We start from the raw sequence: 18340 nt of genomic DNA on the forward strand, positions 1-18340 counted from the left end.
AGCCGGACGAAGGCTTGCACTCAGGAGTGCAAACACGTTAGCCGACCCCTCGTTCCTCAGAGGTTACACCAAGCTGCTTGAGTTTGCGATGCAGCGCACTGCGCTCCATGCCTACAAAAATTGCCGTCCGGCTGATATTTCCGCCAAAACGTAGCAGTTGCGCCTGTAGATACTGCGTCTCAAACATATCACGCGCCTCCCGCAAGGGCAGGCTCATGACATCAGCGGACGCATCAAACTTCAGCAGAGCCGGAGCCCCCTCACCTATGGTGGAAGGCAGCATTTCCGCGCGGATTGGCTCCACGCTGTTACCCGGCATCATGATCAGCACGCGTTCCATCAGGTTGCGCAACTCCCGCGCATTCCCCGGCCAGTCATACGCCTGAAGGGCGGCTACCGCATCCGCTGAGAGTTCACGCTGGGGCAGACCAGCCATCTCCGCAGCGCGACGCAAAAACAGTTCCGCAAGGCCCGGAATATCATCCCGCCGGTCCCGCAGGCCCGGCAGACGCAACGGCACAACCGCCAGCCGGTAATACAGGTCTTCCCGGAAGCGCCCGGCCATGATCTCGGCCTGCAAATCCCGATTGGTGGTCGCCAGAACCCGGATATCCACCTTGACACGGGTTGAACCACCCAACCGCTCAAAAGTCTGGTCCTGCAAGGCGCGAACAATCTTGCCCTGTGTTTCCAGCGGCATATCCGCCACTTCATCCAGCACCAGTGTGCCGCCATGGGCGCGTTCCAGCACGCCGGTGCGCCGCCCCGTGCCGTCCGCAGCCCCTTCCAGCCCGAACAGTTCTTCCTCAAACCGGTTGGGAGCCAGAATGGCGCAGTTCAGCGCCACAAACGGTCCATCTGTCCGGCGAGACCGCGCATGGATCATCCGAGCCGCGACTTCCTTGCCCGAGCCGGGGCCACCTGTAATCAACACACGTGAGCCCGTGGGGGCGACCCGTTCAATCTGGCCGCGAACAGCCGCGATGACAGCGCTGTTGCCAAACAGTTCTGTGTCCTGCCCGGCGCGCAGGCGCAGTTCCTCGTTTTCTCTCGCCAGACGGGAGGCTTCCAGCGCACGCCGCACCACAACCAGAAGGCGGTCGGCCTGAAACGGCTTTTCAATAAAATCATACGCACCGTGCTGGAGCGCTGCGACTGCGGTTTCAATCGTGCCGTGCCCGGAAATCATAATGACCGGCACAGAGGGTTCTTCCGCATGCAGGACGTTCAGAATACCCAGCCCATCCAGTTGGGAATCCCGCAGCCAGACATCCAGAATCACCAGAGACGGTCTGCGCGCGCGAAAGGCGGCTATTGCGGCATCAGATGTCGCCGCAACGCGCGTTTCATATCCCTCATCTTCAAGAATGCCTTCAATGAGCATCCGGATATCGGGCTCATCATCAACAATCAGGATTTCATGAGCCATGGTCGTCCTTCATCGGCAAAATCAGAATAGCCACAGTTCCTGTTTCCTCCGCCCTATCTTCCAGACGCACCGCTCCCCCATGGTCTTCCATAATCTTTTTGACAATGGCCAGACCCAGCCCGGTGCCCTTAGCCTTGTGCGTCACGTATGGTTCGGTCAACCGGTGCCTGTCGCCCGAAGGCAGACCGACGCCGTTATCTGCAACAGAAATTTCGATGTTGCCTTCCCACTCCTTCAGGCCAATCCATACCGCACTGGCCACATGCGCACCATTTCCCTCAACATCACCCTGTTTTGCTGTCATGGCAATGGCATCCGCTGCATTCTGCAACAGGTTGATGAGCGCCTGACTGATCAACCGCCTGTCACACCGCACCACCGGGCCTCTGTCCGGCAGAGCAACATGATAGGTAATTTCCGGATGGGCGTTGCGCTGAAGAACCAGAACTTCTCGTATAATGCGGGAAAGATCCTCATTAGTCATCACCGGTTGCGGCATACGGGCAAAGGCTGAAAACTCATCCACCATACGGCCAATGTCCCCCACCTGCCGCACGATGGTATCCGCGCACTGGGCAAATGTTTCCGGGTCTGACGTAATTTCTCGCAGGAAGCGGCGCTTGAGCCGCTCAGCGGCAAGCTGAATGGGTGTCAGCGGGTTCTTGATTTCATGCGCAATCCGGCGCGCCACATCTGCCCATGCCGCCTTGCGCTGGGCCTGTTGCAGCGCCGTGATGTCATCAAACGTCATCACGTAGCCTTCAGTCACCGTACCGCGCAGTTCCGCACCAATACGCACAAGAAGGATACGCCGGCTGGTTTCTGGTCCGGTCTGCACTTCCCGCGTAATCACCTGATCGGGCACAGAACGCACATCAGCCAGCAATTCCGCAAATTCCGGAACACGGATGGCCAGCGGCTCACCAATGGCATCCATCAGGTCTGTTTGCAGCAGCAGGCTCGCGGCCCGGTTGGGCAGTTCGATCCTCTGCTCCACATCCAGCCCGATCACCCCGGCGGACACGCCGGACAGAACAGCCTCCGTAAAGCGCCGCCGCTCATTAATCTGCCCGTAGGCCACCATCAGTTCGGACCGCTGGCTGGCCAACTGTTCTGTCATACGGTTGAAGGCACGGGAGAGACTTGTAACCTCATCATCCCGGTTGGCCTCGGGCACATGCACGCCCAGATCGCCCTCACTGATCCGGCGGGCCGCCAGAATCAGCAGGCCAAGCGGCTTGGCAATCTGGTTGGCCAGAGCCAGACCGATCAACGCCGCCGACGCCAGCACGAGCAGTGCCACCAGCGCAAAAATCATGACAAAAGTGAACTGAATCTTGGCCCGGTTGCCGTTAAGCCGCCGGTAATCGGCAATCACTTTTTCCGTGCGATGCATGTGTTCCAAAATGGTGGGGTCCACCAGACGAGTAATCACCAGCATCAGCGCCGGGGTCTGGGAGAGTTCCACCACCGCGCGGACCGTATGTTCATCGGGAGAATCGAGAATAGCCACTTCGTTGGAACGGGCCATCATCGTCGCCGCCGGAGGCGGCAGAGCTTGATCCCCCGCACGGCTCATCAGGCCGCCAGAAGCGACAATCTTATTGGTAATCGGGTCATACACCAGCGCATCGGTCAGCCCGCGCACGGTGGCCTGACTGTCCAGCATTTCCGCCAACGCATCGTGATCCTGCAACAGGTTCATGCCGCTGGCTGCCAGTTCGTTCTGCGCACTCATGATGTAGTTGGACATGGAGAACGCATCTGTCCGGATATTGGCATTATGTTCCGCCAGATACCCGCGGGAGGCCTCCATGGCCTCATTCAGCGCCGTATTCACCCGGTCTGAAAACCAGATCTGAATCCCGTAGTGAAAAAACAGGGTGGCGAACACCCCCACCACCAGCGTGGGCGCCACCGCCACAATCCCGAACAGCGTGACCAGCCGCACATGGAGTCTGGCTCCAGCCAGCCCTTTGCGGTGCTCTACCAGCATGGGCCCCACGCGCATGGCCACTGCCAGCAGCAGCAGGCCCAGCACAAGACCGTTCAGCACCACCACCAGCCGCTCGATTACCGCATAATGGCCGAAGGACATCCCGCCGGACAGCACCACAAATGTCGCAAAGCCGAGGCCCAGCGCCAGAGCCGCCAGAGTAAGCGCCACGCTCTTCCGTTCCAGAGACCGCAAAAGCCAATGGAGCCGCGTGCGGGCCAGAAGAGTGCTCAGGGAGGACAGAAAGCGCTGCATGCAGGCAGGTTAGACCACACCGCGCACAACGGGAATTTCAAGTTCGCGAATTTTCTTGCGCAGCGTATTCCGGTTCAGCCCCAGCATGGCCGCCGCCTTGATCTGGTTGCCGCGCGTTTCCAGTAATGTCATCTGAATCAAGGGACGTTCCACCTCCGCAATCACGCGTGCATAGAGGTCATGCAAGGGCATCCCCTCCCGCCCAGCGGTCAGATACCGCATGATGTGCCGGGAGATGGCATCAGACAGCGGTTCTTCCACTGTCGCTTTTTCCGCAATCACCTCATGCGCCAACGGCTCGGCCAGCTCCGCATCAATCAGATCACTACTGATAGTCTCCTGCGGGTAAAGTGCTACAATGCGCCGCATGAGGTTTTCAAGCTCACGCACATTGCCCGGCCAACGCCATGATTGCAGGCGGGCAATAGCGCCCTCGTCCAGCCTTCGGGCACCGGCTCCCGTTTCCCGGCTCAGCGCCAGAAAATGGCGCGCCAGAAGCGGGATATCCTCCAGCCGCTCGCGCAGGGGCGGCAAACGCAACGGCACGACATTCAGACGGTAATATAAATCTTCCCGGAACGTCCCGGCCCGGATCGCCTGCCTCAGGTCACGGTGCGTTGCGGCAATAATCCGCACATCCGCCTTGATTGGGGCACGCCCCCCAACGGTGGTAAACTCCCCTTCCTGCAAGACACGCAGCAACCGCGTCTGTGCTTCTGGGGGCATATCGCCAATTTCATCTAAAAACAGCGTCCCGCCCGTGGCCTGCTCAAAGCGGCCGGGGCTGCGGCCCGTGGGGGCACCGGGGCTCCGCTCCTGCCCGAACAGTTCACTTTCAATCTGGTCCCGCGGGATAGCGGCCATATTGACGGCTATAAACGGCCCGCCGCGCCTGCGCCCATACTCATGCAAAGCACGTGCCACCAGTTCCTTGCCGGTCCCACTTTCGCCACTCACCATCACGGTCAGGTCGGAGGTCGTCAGCCGCGCGATGCTCCGATAAATCCCCTGCATGACCGGGGACTGACCAATAATCGGCAACCGCTCTTCCTGTGGTGTCACCGCCACAGGCTTATCGACCTCATGCGCCGGAGCCACCAACGCACGCGCCACAACACTCAGCAGTTCTTTCAGGTCAAACGGTTTGGCCAAATACTCAAACGCGCCGCGCTGCGTCGCCTTCACCGCTGTCACCAGATTGGATTGCGCACTCATAACAATAATGCGCAGGTCCGGCCGGGCCTGCCTGATGCGCGGAATCAGATCCAGCCCACTGCCATCAGGCATCACCACATCGGTAATCACCAGATCGCCCTCGCCTTCCTCAACCCACTGCCAGAGTGTTGCGGCGTTCGGGGTGGACTGAACCTGATACCCGGCCCGCCCCAGCGCCTGCCCGAGCACGGTACGGATGGAGCGGTCATCATCAGCAACAAGAATGGTCGGCAAAGGTGTCATAGGGGTCAGATTACACTCAGGACTAAAAATATCATTACAAAAAAAGAACGAAGAGGTCAGACGCCTTCGCTGCCCTCAGGCACTACTGGCAGATAGAGGCTGATTTCCGTACGTCCGGGGCGGCTTTCCACTTCAATCACACCGCCGTGGTCATCCATAATCTTGCCGACAAGCGCCAGCCCCAGCCCGCTTCCACTCATTCTGGTGGTGACAAACGGCTCGAACAGATGCGGGCGGATTGTTTCCGAAATGCCCGGCCCCGTATCCCGTACCGTCACCACCAGCGGCAGGTGTCGCCATTGCGCGGTGCCCGGTACGGTCAGCCGGATTCCGGGGCGGTAGCTGGTGCTCAGCGTAATTTCACCCGGCTTGTCCGTCTCCCGAATGGCCTCGGCGGCGTTCTTGACCAGATTGAGCAGCATCTGCACCAACTGGTCCCGATTCCCCCATACATGCGGCAGAGAGGGATCATACCGCTCCACAATGCGCAGCCCCGCGGCACACCCCTTGCTGGCCAGCAGGCGCACATGCTCCAGCACGCGATGAATGTTGAGCGAACGAAACTCCGCGGGAGCAGCGCCAAAAATCCCCATGCGTTCGACCAGCGCATCAATCCGGTCGACTTCATCACAGATCAGGGTGGCGAGTTCCTTGTCACTTTCCTCCACAGAATTTTCAAGAATCTGTGCGGCTCCCTTAATGCCGGAAAGCGGGTTGCGCACTTCATGCGCCAGCATTTCCGCCATACCAGACACGCTGCGCGCCGCCGAGCGAAATGCAAGCTGACGGTCCAACACCCGCACGGCGGAAGAATCATGAAATGTCAGCAGAATGGAGCCGGGGTAGTCCAGCACATCCGCCCCTTGCACCGTCACCCCTTCATGATGAAAGCGCGGGCTGCTGAAGGTCAGTTCATGCTCGGTAATGCTGCCGCCGTCCTTGCGCACATGCTGCACAAGCAAAAAAAGCGGATGATCTCCCGGCACCAGATCTTCCAGCGTGCCCTGACAGAGCTGATGCCGTGACGTTCCAAAAAACTCTTCCGCCGCCGCATTGGCAAAACGCAGCTTGCCGGACGGACCGAGTTCCAACACCGGCACAGGCAAACTGTCCAGCAGCAGAGCAGCGGACGGGCTACCATCCTGAGGCGATGGTGGCGGCTTCATACAGCCTGTTTCATGCCGCATGCGCCTGCGCATCGGCATGGCGGGAGGCTCGCGGTTCCCGCACCGCACCGTCCGCAATCTGCTGATCGTAAAAATCGGAAATCATGGCAATGGCTTCCGGCGCATTATCCACACGATTTACCGCAGCACGGAACCCGGCGGAACTGGGCAGACCGGCGGAATACCAAGAGACATGCTTGCGTGCCAGCCGCAGGCCGGGGCGCTCCCCAAAATGCTCCAGCATCAGTCTGTAATGCTCCAGCACAATGGCCTTTTCGGCCTCCAGAGTCGGGTCCGGCACCTCTTCCCCCGTCATCAGCGCATGCGCGACCTGCGCTAGAAACCACGGGCGACCATAACAGCCACGACCAATCATCACGCCATCCGCACCGGACTGCGCCAGAGCCGTGCGGGCATCCTCAACCGTCAGGATGTCACCATTCACAATCACCGGCAGTCCGACAGCTTCTTTCACGTTCCGGACAAAGGCCCAGTCAGCCGTGCCGTTATAAAATTGCTGCCGCGTCCGGCCATGCACCGTGATCATGCGGATACCGGCCTCTTCCGCAATACGGGCCAGCACGGGCGCGTTCAGGTGCGCATGGTCCCACCCCATCCGCATTTTCAACGTGACGGGCACAGGGACGGCCTTCACCACCGCATCCAGTAGACGCGCGGCCCCCACTTCATCCCGCATCAGAGCGGACCCGGCCATCTGGCCGACCGCAACCTTTTTGACGGGGCAGCCGAAATTGATGTCAATCAGATCCGCACCACGCCCAACAGCAATCCGCGCGGCTTCGGCCATAGCATCCGGGTCACACCCGGCCAGTTGCACAGCATTCGGGCCACCAGCATCCGCAACTTCGGCCATACGCAGCGTTGTATCGTTTTCACGCACCATGGCCCATGAGGCGATCATCTCGGAAACAACAAGCCCTGCTCCCAGCTTCCGCGCCAGACGGCGGAACGGCAGGTCTGTCACGCCGGACATGGGGGCGAGAATAACGGGCGTTTCCAGACGGACATCGCCCAGATCAATCGGCCGCACTAACGGTTGCGTTTGCACAGTCTTTTCCACTTTGCCTATGATTTAGGCAGCTATACGCATTTCAGATTCTAGAATCAATCTTTTTATATCCGTAACGTTTCCGTCACGTAAAGCGTGAAAATCCCTACTTTCCGGCGATTCCTCACACTTGCCCTGTGCATTTCAGCAAAATGCTTTTTCACCGCTCCTACCTTACGCCCAGCACATAAAAAAGGCCGCCCATCACCCTGATGCGCGGCCTTCCTCAACTCTTTGCGTTCATGCGCTCACCGCGCAGACAGATCAGGGCACCAGAACAGACACCGCCGCCGTGCAGGCAATCCCTTCTTCACGGCCTGTAAAACCAAGCCGTTCCGATGTCGTGGCCTTAACCGAAATCCGGCCTACATCCACTTCCAGCAAATCCGCCAGACGCTGCCGCATCGCGTGCGCATGGGGGCCAATCTTCGGGCGCTCACAGATTAGCGTCACGTCCGCATTGATCAGCATCCCGCCGCGTTCCCGAATCCGCTGCCCGGCGTGAACAAGGAAGCGGGCGCTATCCGCATCTTTCCACTCGTTCTTGCTGGGCGGGAAATGCGTCCCGATATCCCCTTCCGCCAGCGCGCCATAAATGGCGTCACACAAGGCATGAATACCCACATCCGCGTCTGAATGTCCGGCCAGCCCCTTGGTGTGCGGCACGGTAATGCCGCAGATAATCAGCGGACGACCTTCTTCAAACGCATGAACATCGTACCCCAGCCCAACACGGGGCAGGAGAGAGGGACCAATCAGTCGTTCAAGGCGCACGAGGTCCTCCTCATAAGTGAGCTTGATGTTATCTTCATCACCGGGCACCAGCGCCACGCTGAACCCGGCTTCTTCCAGCAGTTTTGCGTCATCAGTGGCCGTTGCGGAGCCTGCAGAGCGATGCAGGTCTATAAATAGGCCAAAACGAAAGCCCTGCGGCGTCTGCGCGCGGAACAAATGGTCACGCGGCACGGTGCCAGCAATAACGCCGCCCTCTTCCCGCTTTAAGGTATCCGCGACCGGCACGGCCGGGATGGCACCGGGATGTTCTGCCAGAGCGGACACAACATTCTGGACCAGCTTTGGCGTCACGTAAGGGCGCGCGCCATCATGCACCAAGACCAGATCCGGGCGCTCGCTTTCCGGCAAGGCGTCCAGCGCCTCCAGCCCAGCCAGCACACTGGCCTGCCGGGTCTCCCCGCCCGCCACCGGCGGCAAAACGGCTACGCCGTCTAGCGCCTGCGCCAGCGTTGTGGGGTCACCCACCGGCTGGACACAGCTTACATGAGGCAAAAGGGCTTCCGCAGCATGGCGGATAACCGGCTGGCCCGCCAGCAGCACATACTGCTTAGGCGTTACGGACCCGCTGGTTGCGGCATAACGGCTACCTGTTCCGGCAGCCAGAAGAATGGCAGCTACTCGCATACTCGGAGCAATGCTGCGGGAAGCCGGGCGCGTCAAGGCACAAAATAGACCTTATAGACCTCTGTGTAGGCGGCCCTCACGGAGACACCGGGCCATATCAACTCTAGAGAGACAATCCGATGAGTATTCTCAAGTCTCTGCCGCAGTCGTTACTTACGTAGTAAAATTAGCAAAACACCAGCGGACTATAAAAATTTATCCCTTAATAATAAAAAAAATGATATACCTCACACCACTTCGACACCTTTAATCGACCTCATTTTCTACGGCCCAGACCAGAGACATCATGAAAACACTTTTGCTCACTTTTGAATGCCCCCCTGATATTACAGGCGGCGGTCTATGCACGTATGTTCAGGAATATATCAGCGCGAAAATTGAACGGAGAGAGCCAACCGTTATTCTGACGGCTGATTTCAATGTGCAGGATGAAGTCTGCACCTATTTTGGGTGTGTGAAGGTAGTCCGCTTTAATCCGTCCGCCGGTGAGTCCTTTAAATACATGGGCCACTGGGCGGCCATGAGCTACGAGTTCTCCAATCAGGTCAAAAAAATCATCACGGAAGGCTTCAAACCGGATTGGCTTGAGGTGTGTGATGGCTTTGGACTGGGTTATTTCACGCTCCAGAGAAAGCTCTGCCTTGAAGCCCCCTTCACTGACCTGAAAGTGCTGGTCACAGCCCATACGCCCGTCACCATGATTGATGACTGGGACAAAAAAAATATTTATGAACTGCCAACATATTTTACAAAATATATGGAGCAGTTCTGCTTTCAGGCCGCGGATAAAGTCATCTCCCCCAGCCTGTTCCTGAAAAAGAAACTGCTTGCAGAATTTCTGGAAAAAGAAGTCGCGATTGATGTTGTCCCGAACCCTTACAACAAACCCTCTACCACTCTGGTAACGACAGAAGCTGCGTTTCACGACGCTCCGCAGCATGACCGACCGGACTACGCCATTGCCTCCAGAGTGTGCTACTGGAAAGGCATAGAACACGCGCTGGCCGGGTTTGATCTGTACTGGAGCACTGGAGGCCAGTCTTCCCTTTCCATTTACGGATCCGACACAGCGCATTTTAAAAACAATCAATCCTTTACTGATATTCTGAGCACGAAATATGGAAAATGGATTGAAAAAGGTCTTCTCAGATTTGCGGGTCTAAAAAAACATTCAGAAATTCTTGTTATAAAAAAGCAGCTTAAAGCGCTCTTTCATCCGTCCCTGTTCGAGAATTATCCCTATTCCGTTATCGAACATATGGCCGAAGGCGGCCTTGTTGCGGCATCGCTAAGCGGTGGTCAGGCAGAATTCATTCAGAGTGGCGAAAACGGATTTCTATTTGACCCGCACTCGCCAAAGTCTATTCAGGATATCATTCTGAAAATTGACGCTCTTGACGACAAACAGCGGCACACACTTGCGGAAAACGCTATTGAAACCATTAAAGAAACCTGTTCCTATTCAACAGTTCTGGCCCAGAAAGAGCAGGTTCTTGCGGCAATTAACCGCACGACACATCCTGTGGCCTTTCCCTTTACGTCCGGCAAAGAACTGACATATCCAGCCTCCACAAGCAGTTCCGCTCTGACAGTTATCATCCCACACCGCAACACTGCCGCATTGCTTCTTGAAACGATCGAAAGCATTAAATTCAGCAGCCTTACCGGTATCCAGATTCTCGTTGTGGATGACGGCTCAACAGACAAAGAAGCCGTTATTACCCTAAAATCTCTGGAAACCCGCTACACAGACGTCACAGTTCTTTACAAGAAACAGTCCGGGGCGGCAGACGCCAAAAATTTTGGCGTCCAGCACGCTACAACGGGCTATATCGCTCTTCTGAACGCGGGCGATATGGTGTGCGCCACGTATTATGAAACGGCCCTCAGACTTCTGAACCAGTACAACAATATCGGCTTTGTTGGCGCATGGACCGAGAACTTCACCCAGCATGGCCGCTCCCAGATCTGGCCGACATTCAACCCTGAAATTCCCCTCCATGCGATTATGGACACCGCCCCCTGTCAGGGGCTGGTCATTCGTCGGGACGCTTACCTTGCACATGGTCAGCAAGACCCGGACCTTGGCCAGTTTTTTGATAACTGGGGTTCAACACTCTCCATGGTGCTCAACGGCATCCGTGGCGTCATGATCCCTCACCCGCTCTTTAAAGACCGTGTGCGCGAAGACGCCGCTAGCCAAAAGAGCGCCAGATTGTTGACCATCACTTACAATGACATCATTACGAAATATCAGGCGCAATTAGCAGGCTGTTACGGTGAAATGATCAAATTCCTGAACGCCAACGGCCCAAATACGCAGTACCACAACCCGACATTCCCCGCAGCAAGCTCCCCCTGCCGCCCCCTTGCTCCAACTCCTATCGCCCCGCAACAGGGCGAAGGCAGGCTGGTCCATCTTGTGCATAGATATTATGACAGCGTAAACCAGCCCGGACCAATACGGACCATCCGCATGGGGCTACGCAATGCTGGTGTCGGCAAACTCGTTGCCAAACTCAGGCAGTAATCAAAGAAACCTTAGGAGATCCCATAAGGATCTCCTGCACTCTCTGCGTCTCTATTTCAGAAAAATACTTTACTCAACTCACCCATCAGGCAACAGAAAGTGGAGGCTCAGTCATGAACCTCCCAATTTGTCTCATTTAAACCCGATAAGAATTTTCCTGACTCCGCGCAGCAATAAACCCACTCCCGGCAGGTTAAAAAGCGCGTAATAGGTTTCATTCAACCGATGCAGACGCGAGGAACGGATTTTCTCCAGTTCAAAGAGAGCATTTTCTAAGTCCCTGTTCCTTTTTTGGCTCAGACTGGCCAATTCCTGACAGATCTGGTCAAAGTTCCTATCTTTCTCCTGACAGGCCCGATTGAACTGTAACTCTTTCTCCTGACAAACCTGTGCAAGATACTGGTCTTTCTCCTGACAAATCTGCTCAAAATGCCGGTCTTTTTCCTGACAAACCTCTTCATAGGTCTGACAGACCTGCCCATACTCATAGTCCTTACGCTTCTGATCTTCCTCCAAGCAATGAAGGCGATGCGCAATATCCTCTTTTTGCCTGATTTCGTCCCGCTTTTCTTCTGATAAAGCCTCAGTCTGCTTTACCGCCTCATTCAGTCGCCCCTGCAGACTTTCAACACATTCTGAAAGAGCATCATTTCTCCGCAAGACAATTGTGCGCTGCTCCCACTCCGCCTGCAACTCGCGCTTCAGTTGCCGAATACTCTCTACCTCGCTCAACTCTGCGACAGGCTGATCCACGACGGTCTCCTGAAAGGAAACAGTTGGGAAACGATGTAAGGTATATTCAAAAACACCCTTAATTTTGAAATAATTTGACGGCTCAACCGTTACAATACGCCCCAGAAGTGTCGAAAGAATAGCCATATGCAAACGGTCAGTTTCAACACATTCAAACTGACCAATAATCCCGGCAACAGCACGCAGAGGCGGCAAACATTCATCCAACTTCGCCCATTGAATCCCGTTAAATAGCAACGGCAGATCGACAGAATCCCGTGGTCTGTTTTTACAGGCGCTCTCTTCATCACGTCTTAAAATTTTCAGAAGTGGATAGTGACCCTTTCTATCCAGATCAGAAAAATGGTGTTCCTTGGTGTAAAACGCTAAGTCAGAACAAAGAAAAACCCGCTCTTCCGGCATTCCTTGCTGGAGAAGTTCCTTATAACTCCACTGTTCACGGCAGAAGATAAGAAGTTGATCAGCATAAGGAACGAACTCGGCACCAAACCCCGCAAAGCTTGAAGGAAGAATGAGCATCTGCCCGCCGTTCCGCAAAAATTCAAGCGTCTGCTCACGATACCCTTCCCATAGCCCTTTGACCCAGCCACCGCCCCCACCCATGACAACGTGGCTATGGCCAGATAAAACGCCCTTGTGACTGCCATAAATATGTTCAGGAGCCCAGTCGAGATCGTCGAACAGATCAGCCGTGCCAACTGCAATCAATGCATCTCCCAGATTGCCATATCCGGGGTAAAAAACAGCATTATGGTCAGCAAAACGTTTCAGAGCGTCAATCAAGACCGGATGTTGCCTGATTTCTTCACGAACGGTCTGTCTGATATTTTTAAAGTTCGCGTTCATTGCATGACCTCCTTCGCGCGCTGCTCTTCAAGACTGGTATAAAAGGCCGAAACGTTCTGCTCATATAATAAATACGCATGCTGATGTTCAAAGCACTCTTTCAGGAGACGAGACTTTTCCTGAAGTTCATGCTCTGGCGCATTGAGAAAGTCTTTAATTTTAACAACATAACGCTCTACAAGCTCGACATCATCAACACAATTCCGCACCACAAATGCTGACTGATCAGATACGAGTTCGGGAACTCCGCCCACGTCAGTGGTAATAACTGGAACACCCATTTGCGCAGCTTCAAGAAGAACATTTGGAAGCCCATCAAACAGGGATGTATATAAAAAAGCGTCCTTATCCGTGAATGGGATACTACTTAACCCAGAAAATTTACCTTTATAAATAATATTTGGATAATCCCTAAAATAGTCTTCATCAATATTATCTAGAACAGAACTTCCATAAACATAAATTTCTGTTTCATTCGCCTCAGAACGTAACTTACTAGCGATTGCACGCAATAAATCCGGTCTTTTTTGTGAATCCAGACGCGACGCCCATATTAAACGCCGCGGCCACGCATGGGGCTGAAGAGTGAAATCAGGTGCCTGACTATACGTGTAAAGGGTTTTCGTTTTCCCTTGGTAGAGCGGAATTTGTTTCTCTAACTGCGCCAGATTGGCACGATGATCAGAAACAACATAATTTATATGACGTTTATAGTCGAAGAGAAAGCGATAATGGTCGCCATCTTCATAAATAGCACCATCCAGAATATAATAACTATTGCAAAAATAAAAATATATCAGTTGATGCTCACCAAAATATTTTGGATACGCCTTCATAAGGGACACAACAAATGGGCAAAACACCATGAAAATTCTAGCGTCAACAGCAAAATTTTCCATCATCCGCACAACCATTTGCGGCAGGAGATCATCCATAAGTTGATGCTCTACATGATCTTCAGCAAACAATGCTGGGAGATCAATAACATCCAAATTTTCTGGGGTTCGACATTGCCCTTTAGAAGGGGGAAGCTTTTGCCCCAGAACCAGCAAGCAGGATTTCTTTTCTTCTTTCATTGCTGTTTGTATGAAATTCAGAACATATTTTTCCCCGCCCCCTTTGGAAAGAAAAGGAAGAAAAAATACGTCCGTATACTGCTTATTTTTTAGAGACTGACAGATTTTTTCATAAACACGCCCGAATGCTTCAGAAAGCCCTACATTTGTAAAACATTTCGCATCCCAAAGAAGTCGTGGATGTATTTCAGGTTCCATCTTATTAGCCAGACGAATAAATTCACGGATATATGAAGATTGAGTATAGTATTTTTTAAAATCGAGATGCTGTTGTGGAATAATTGTCGTTTTATCATGCTGCTTAAGCAGTGCAAGAAATTCCGGGCCATGAAAAAATTCGGAATTAAACCCCATATGCTTTTGTTCTTTACCCAGAGAAGCCATGATACTTCCTGATCTCTGGCGGTAAAAAACAATAGTATCCTCGGCTACGACCAAATCAAACCCAGCACAGACCATGCGTATATTGAGATCATAATCTTCATAGGCGTAAAGGGAATGCTTAGTACAGTCTCTGAAAGGCACCTCAAGGAGAGCCTCTCGTCGCGCCATAAAGCGGGACACATAGGTATGCTCTCCTGCCAGCCTATAGAGGCCGACCTGCGCCAAAGGGTAAAAGCGACACAGGTAATTTTCATCACCAAAAGCGTGATAATATTCTGGGAAGCAAATAATTTTCTGATTATCTGAATTTTGATGTTTTTGGTAAAGTTGATAGATAAAATTTCTTGAAACCAGATCATCCGCATCGGCAGGTACAATATAAGTGCCACATGCAGCCTGAATACCGATATTGCGCGCCAGCCCTAGTGAAGCCACCTGAACATATTGTATTTTAACCGCATCAAAGCAGGAATAATCATACTCATCTATAATTTTTTGTGTTGTTTCATCAACACAATCCGCAACAACAACAAGTTCTGATTGAATGCCATGCAAATGAGCATGATCAACAGTATCAGACAATGAACGAAGTGTCGGGTAAAGGAGATCCTGCTCATCATGAACGTTCAAGATAACAGAGACATCCATACCCGACATAAAATGTTCCCAAAAATGATCTACAGCCTGTAGCTATAGTACCGTTTTCAGGAAAAATATTCAAATTTATCTAATAGCTTATCTCTGTATTATGAAGGGTCAACAAAGAAAGACGGCAAAGCCGAGTTGTCGTGTTGCAAAAGAGCGTCAATCTGGTCAAACGCGCTCAGAGCTTCCGTGATGGTCACATCCATATCGAGGTATCGATACGTGCCAAGACGTCCAAGGAAAGAAACGCCGCTTTCTGACTTCGCCAATGCAATATAGCTGTCCAGCATCTTCTTTTCGTTTACAAGCCGGATTGGGTAATAGGGAATATCCTGCTCACCGGCCAGACGGCTATATTCACGGAAACACACCGTTTGGGAGAATTTCTCCTGCTCCCACGGCGCAAAATGCTTGTGCTCGGAAATTCGCGTGAAAGGCACGCTTTCATCACAATAATTGATAACGGCGGTACCCTGATGGTCGCCCTCGTCAACAAACCGTTCAAAATCAAGTGTGCGATACCCAAGGCGACCAAGGCGGAACTGGAAATAGCGGTCAATCGGTCCCGTATAGAAAACGTGATCGTACTTCTCTTCCAGACTCTCGAAGGAACAATCAAGGCGGAGATCAATGCCCTCCACCGCCAGAATATTCTGAACAATGCTGGTGTAACCGTCTTCCGGCATACCCTGATACGGATGATTGAAGTAATTATCATCATAATTGAAGCGCAAGGGCAGACGCTTCAGAATGGACGCAGGGAGTTCAGTCGGCTCAAGCCCCCACTGTTTGCGGGTGTAGCCATGGAAAAACGCGCGATAAAGTTCCGGGCCAATCATGCTCAACGCCTGCTCTTCAAAAGAACGTGGAGCCTGAATGGAACGATCAGCTTTATCTTCGATAAACGCACGGGCCTCTTTCGGCCCCATGGTCGTGCCGAAGAACTGATTAATCGTCAGAAGGTTAACCGGCAACGTATAGACGCGGTCTTTAGAAATCGCTTTCACACGATTGACATAAGGCTGAAATTTTCCGAAGCGCTGAACGTAATCCCACGCTCTTTTATCGGCGGTATGGAAAATATGCGGCCCGTATTTATGGACCATCACACCAGTTTCTGCATCCCGCTCAGTATGGCAATTCCCGCCTATATGCGGGCGCTCATCCACAACAGTCACCTTATGACCACGTTCAGCCAGATGCCGGGCAATAATTGCGCCACTAAATCCGGCACCCACAATGCAGAATGATTTCAAATTTTCAGCTCCCGACAAAACCAGACGTGGCTTCAGCATAATTCGCTGTTGCGCAGCCTTAGCAAAAATAGCGTTCCCATCAGATACGCCTACTCTCAGCCTCACTCTAGGGCAAACTGGAGCAGCGAAGAGAGAAATTGGTTTTATCAGAAAAAATGTGGCGCGCCCTGCTGGATTCGAACCAGCGACCCACAGCTTAGAAGGCTGTTGCTCTATCCAACTGAGCTAAGGGCGCGTACTCTGCACCCTGCGATAGTCGGAAATATCCGGAAAATCAATGGGTCCAGTTCTGGATCCGGTCAGACCGGAAATTGTCAGCATAGACTTTGGGCTTGCGGATACGCTCTGCAGGAGTCTCGACTTCGTAGCTGATTTTCTCACGCTGGGCGTACGCAACAGCCTCATCGCATGAGGAAAAATACAGACGAAGCTGGGATTGCGTATCCTGACTTCCAGTCCAGCCCATCAGCGCATCCTGATGGCGTGGCGCTGATTGCCCATACTCAAAAACCCACTCACGGGTGCCAGCTAGTCCTGACTGCCCCGCCGGTTTAGGCTGCTTATAAATCCGTGCCGGCATGGTTATGCCTCCAGATATCATGTGGTCGGGGCGCCCGGACTCGAACCGGGGGCCTCGTGTACCCAAAACACGCGCGCTACCAGGCTGCGCCACGCCCCGAATGCAGCGGAACCTAAGCGGCATTCGGCAGCGTGGCAAGCCCATTCCGGTAAAAAATCAGTCAGCCTTGTTCATAACCTTGCTCGCAAGGGGGGGAACGAACAGCGGCGCGGTATCCCACGGGAACAAAACCCAAGTATCCTGCGGCACTTCAACCACAAAATGATCGGTAAGATTCATGCCAACAGGTTTGGCATACAGGCAGGCAAAATAAGCTTTGGGCAGCCGTTCCCGCACAATACGGGCAGTCACACCAGAATCCACCAGATCATCAATAACAAGGAAGCCCTCGCCATCCCCAGCGGCATCGGGGGATTTGATGATGGTCGGCTTGCCGCGTTCTTCTTCATCATAGGTGACGACGGAAATGGTCTCGACCAAACGGCAGTTCAATTCCCGCGCAACAATTGCTGCCGGGATCAACCCGCCACGCGTTACGGCAACCACACCTTTAAACGGCATTTTCGGCACGAGAGCCTCTGCCAGAATGCGCGCATCCCTGTGTAACTGGTCCCACGTGACAGTCGCGTAATTTACGGCCATCTGGCACTACGTCCTCTTCAAATAGATATCAGGCCAGACACACCCGGCCAGTAAGCCACCTTTGGCCCTTGTAGCGCCCTTCTGCCACTAGTCCGGGCCGCCCGGCAATTTCCGACGCGGAAAATTTTCCTGTTCAATGGAATATAGCGGAATTTTCTTTCAATCGTTATGCTTTCCTCATGACTTCAGAAACCAATCTCCCTCTCCCGCCCATTGTGCTTGATCATCCTCTGATCAGGCACAAGCTGACCCATCTGCGCCGTAAGGAAACCTCTACCGCGGGGTTTCGGCGGCTTACGCGCGAACTTAGCCTGCTGATGTGCTATGAAGCGACGCGCGACCTCCCTCTTGAGCCGGTTGAAATCACCACACCGCTTGAAACCATGCAGGGCGAGCAGCTTGCAGGGCCGGATGTCTGCTTTATTTCCATTCTGCGCGCCGGAAACGGCCTGCTGGATGGCATGCTGGATCTCGTGCCCTTCGCGCCTGTCGGGCATGTTGGCCTGTATCGTGACCCGGACAGCCTTGAGGCTGTGGAATATTACCTCAAACTGCCAACCCAGATTGCCTCCCGCCGGTGTATTGTGGTGGACCCCATGCTGGCGACAGGCCACAGCGCTGCCGCGGCCCTTACGCGCCTGAAAGAAGAGGGCGCAAAACGGCTGCTGTTCGTCTGCCTGCTTTCCACGCCAGAAGGCATTGCCTGCCTGCAAAAAGCCCATCCGGATGTGCCCATCATGACCTGCTCGATTGATCGCGGGCTGGACGATCATGGCTATATCCGCCCCGGCCTTGGAGATGCGGGGGACCGTCTCTTCAGCACTCGGTAATTCTCC

At 53.8% G+C, this 18340-nt stretch carries 13 protein-coding genes and 2 tRNA genes; 2 read left to right on the plus strand and 13 right to left on the minus strand.

What is annotated here, in order from left to right:
- Nucleotides 1-37: 37 nt before the first annotated feature.
- The 6 genes from ntrX to ispF all read right to left on the minus strand — a co-directional run bounded on the left by ntrX (nucleotide 38) and on the right by ispF (nucleotide 8792).
- Nucleotides 38-1429: a nitrogen assimilation response regulator NtrX gene (gene ntrX, locus AD949_RS02365; RefSeq protein ID WP_048836350.1), complete on the minus strand. Its 1392-nt coding sequence runs from the start codon at nucleotides 1427-1429 to the stop codon at nucleotides 38-40.
- Nucleotides 1419-3680 carry a sensor histidine kinase NtrY-like gene (locus AD949_RS02370; protein WP_048836349.1) on the minus strand — a complete coding sequence of 754 codons (2262 nt, stop codon included), beginning with the start codon at nucleotides 3678-3680 and terminating at the stop codon, nucleotides 1419-1421. Before AD949_RS02370 ends, ntrX begins: the two co-directional genes overlap by 11 nt.
- Before the next feature lie 9 nt (nucleotides 3681-3689).
- Nucleotides 3690-5138 carry a nitrogen regulation protein NR(I) gene (gene ntrC / locus AD949_RS02375; RefSeq protein ID WP_048836348.1) on the minus strand — a complete coding sequence of 483 codons (1449 nt, stop codon included), beginning with the start codon at nucleotides 5136-5138 and terminating at the stop codon, nucleotides 3690-3692.
- A gap of 56 nt (nucleotides 5139-5194) precedes the next feature.
- A complete protein-coding gene (locus AD949_RS02380) occupies nucleotides 5195-6304 on the minus strand; it encodes a two-component system sensor histidine kinase NtrB (protein WP_048836363.1) in 1110 nt (369 codons plus the stop codon).
- A gap of 10 nt (nucleotides 6305-6314) precedes the next feature.
- Complete coding sequence (gene dusB / locus AD949_RS02385; protein ID WP_048836362.1) at nucleotides 6315-7373, minus strand: tRNA dihydrouridine synthase DusB; 1059 nt, start codon at nucleotides 7371-7373, stop codon at nucleotides 6315-6317.
- A 264-nt stretch (nucleotides 7374-7637) separates the two neighbouring features.
- Nucleotides 7638-8792, minus strand: a complete 1155-nt coding sequence (gene ispF / locus AD949_RS02390; protein WP_048836347.1) for a 2-C-methyl-D-erythritol 2,4-cyclodiphosphate synthase — start codon at nucleotides 8790-8792, stop codon at nucleotides 7638-7640.
- A 286-nt stretch (nucleotides 8793-9078) separates the two neighbouring features.
- Between ispF and AD949_RS02395 the strand changes: the two genes are divergently transcribed.
- Nucleotides 9079-11322: a glycosyltransferase gene (locus tag AD949_RS02395; protein ID WP_048836346.1), complete on the plus strand. Its 2244-nt coding sequence runs from the start codon at nucleotides 9079-9081 to the stop codon at nucleotides 11320-11322.
- Nucleotides 11323-11454: 132 nt separating this feature from the next.
- Here the strand turns inward: AD949_RS02395 and AD949_RS02400 are convergent, their stop codons facing one another.
- From AD949_RS02400 to gpt, 7 genes are all read right to left on the minus strand, one after another.
- A complete protein-coding gene (locus tag AD949_RS02400; RefSeq protein ID WP_048836345.1) occupies nucleotides 11455-12921 on the minus strand; it encodes a polysaccharide pyruvyl transferase family protein in 1467 nt (488 codons plus the stop codon).
- Complete coding sequence (locus AD949_RS02405) at nucleotides 12918-15038, minus strand: glycosyltransferase (RefSeq protein WP_082064785.1); 2121 nt, start codon at nucleotides 15036-15038, stop codon at nucleotides 12918-12920. Before AD949_RS02405 ends, AD949_RS02400 begins: the two co-directional genes overlap by 4 nt.
- Before the next feature lie 89 nt (nucleotides 15039-15127).
- Nucleotides 15128-16282 carry a UDP-galactopyranose mutase gene (gene glf / locus AD949_RS02410; RefSeq protein ID WP_244463405.1) on the minus strand — a complete coding sequence of 385 codons (1155 nt, stop codon included), beginning with the start codon at nucleotides 16280-16282 and terminating at the stop codon, nucleotides 15128-15130.
- A 158-nt stretch (nucleotides 16283-16440) separates the two neighbouring features.
- Nucleotides 16441-16517: transfer RNA gene (locus AD949_RS02415), tRNA-Arg, on the minus strand.
- 39 nt (nucleotides 16518-16556) lie between these two features.
- Entirely contained in the window at nucleotides 16557-16862 is a 306-nt protein-coding gene (locus AD949_RS02420; protein WP_048836342.1) for an ETC complex I subunit, read from the minus strand.
- A gap of 22 nt (nucleotides 16863-16884) precedes the next feature.
- Nucleotides 16885-16961 (minus strand) — tRNA-Pro (locus AD949_RS02425).
- A 57-nt stretch (nucleotides 16962-17018) separates the two neighbouring features.
- Nucleotides 17019-17504, minus strand: a complete 486-nt coding sequence (gene gpt, locus AD949_RS02430; protein ID WP_048836341.1) for a xanthine phosphoribosyltransferase — start codon at nucleotides 17502-17504, stop codon at nucleotides 17019-17021.
- A 179-nt stretch (nucleotides 17505-17683) separates the two neighbouring features.
- Between gpt and upp the strand changes: the two genes are divergently transcribed.
- The gene (gene upp, locus AD949_RS02435; protein ID WP_048836340.1) at nucleotides 17684-18334 is read left to right on the plus strand and encodes a uracil phosphoribosyltransferase; all 651 of its coding nucleotides are present in this window, start codon (nucleotides 17684-17686) and stop codon (nucleotides 18332-18334) included.
- Nucleotides 18335-18340: the final 6 nt, after the last annotated feature.

Source organism: Acetobacter orleanensis (assembly GCF_001581005.1).
Classification (GTDB): domain Bacteria; phylum Pseudomonadota; class Alphaproteobacteria; order Acetobacterales; family Acetobacteraceae; genus Acetobacter; species Acetobacter orleanensis.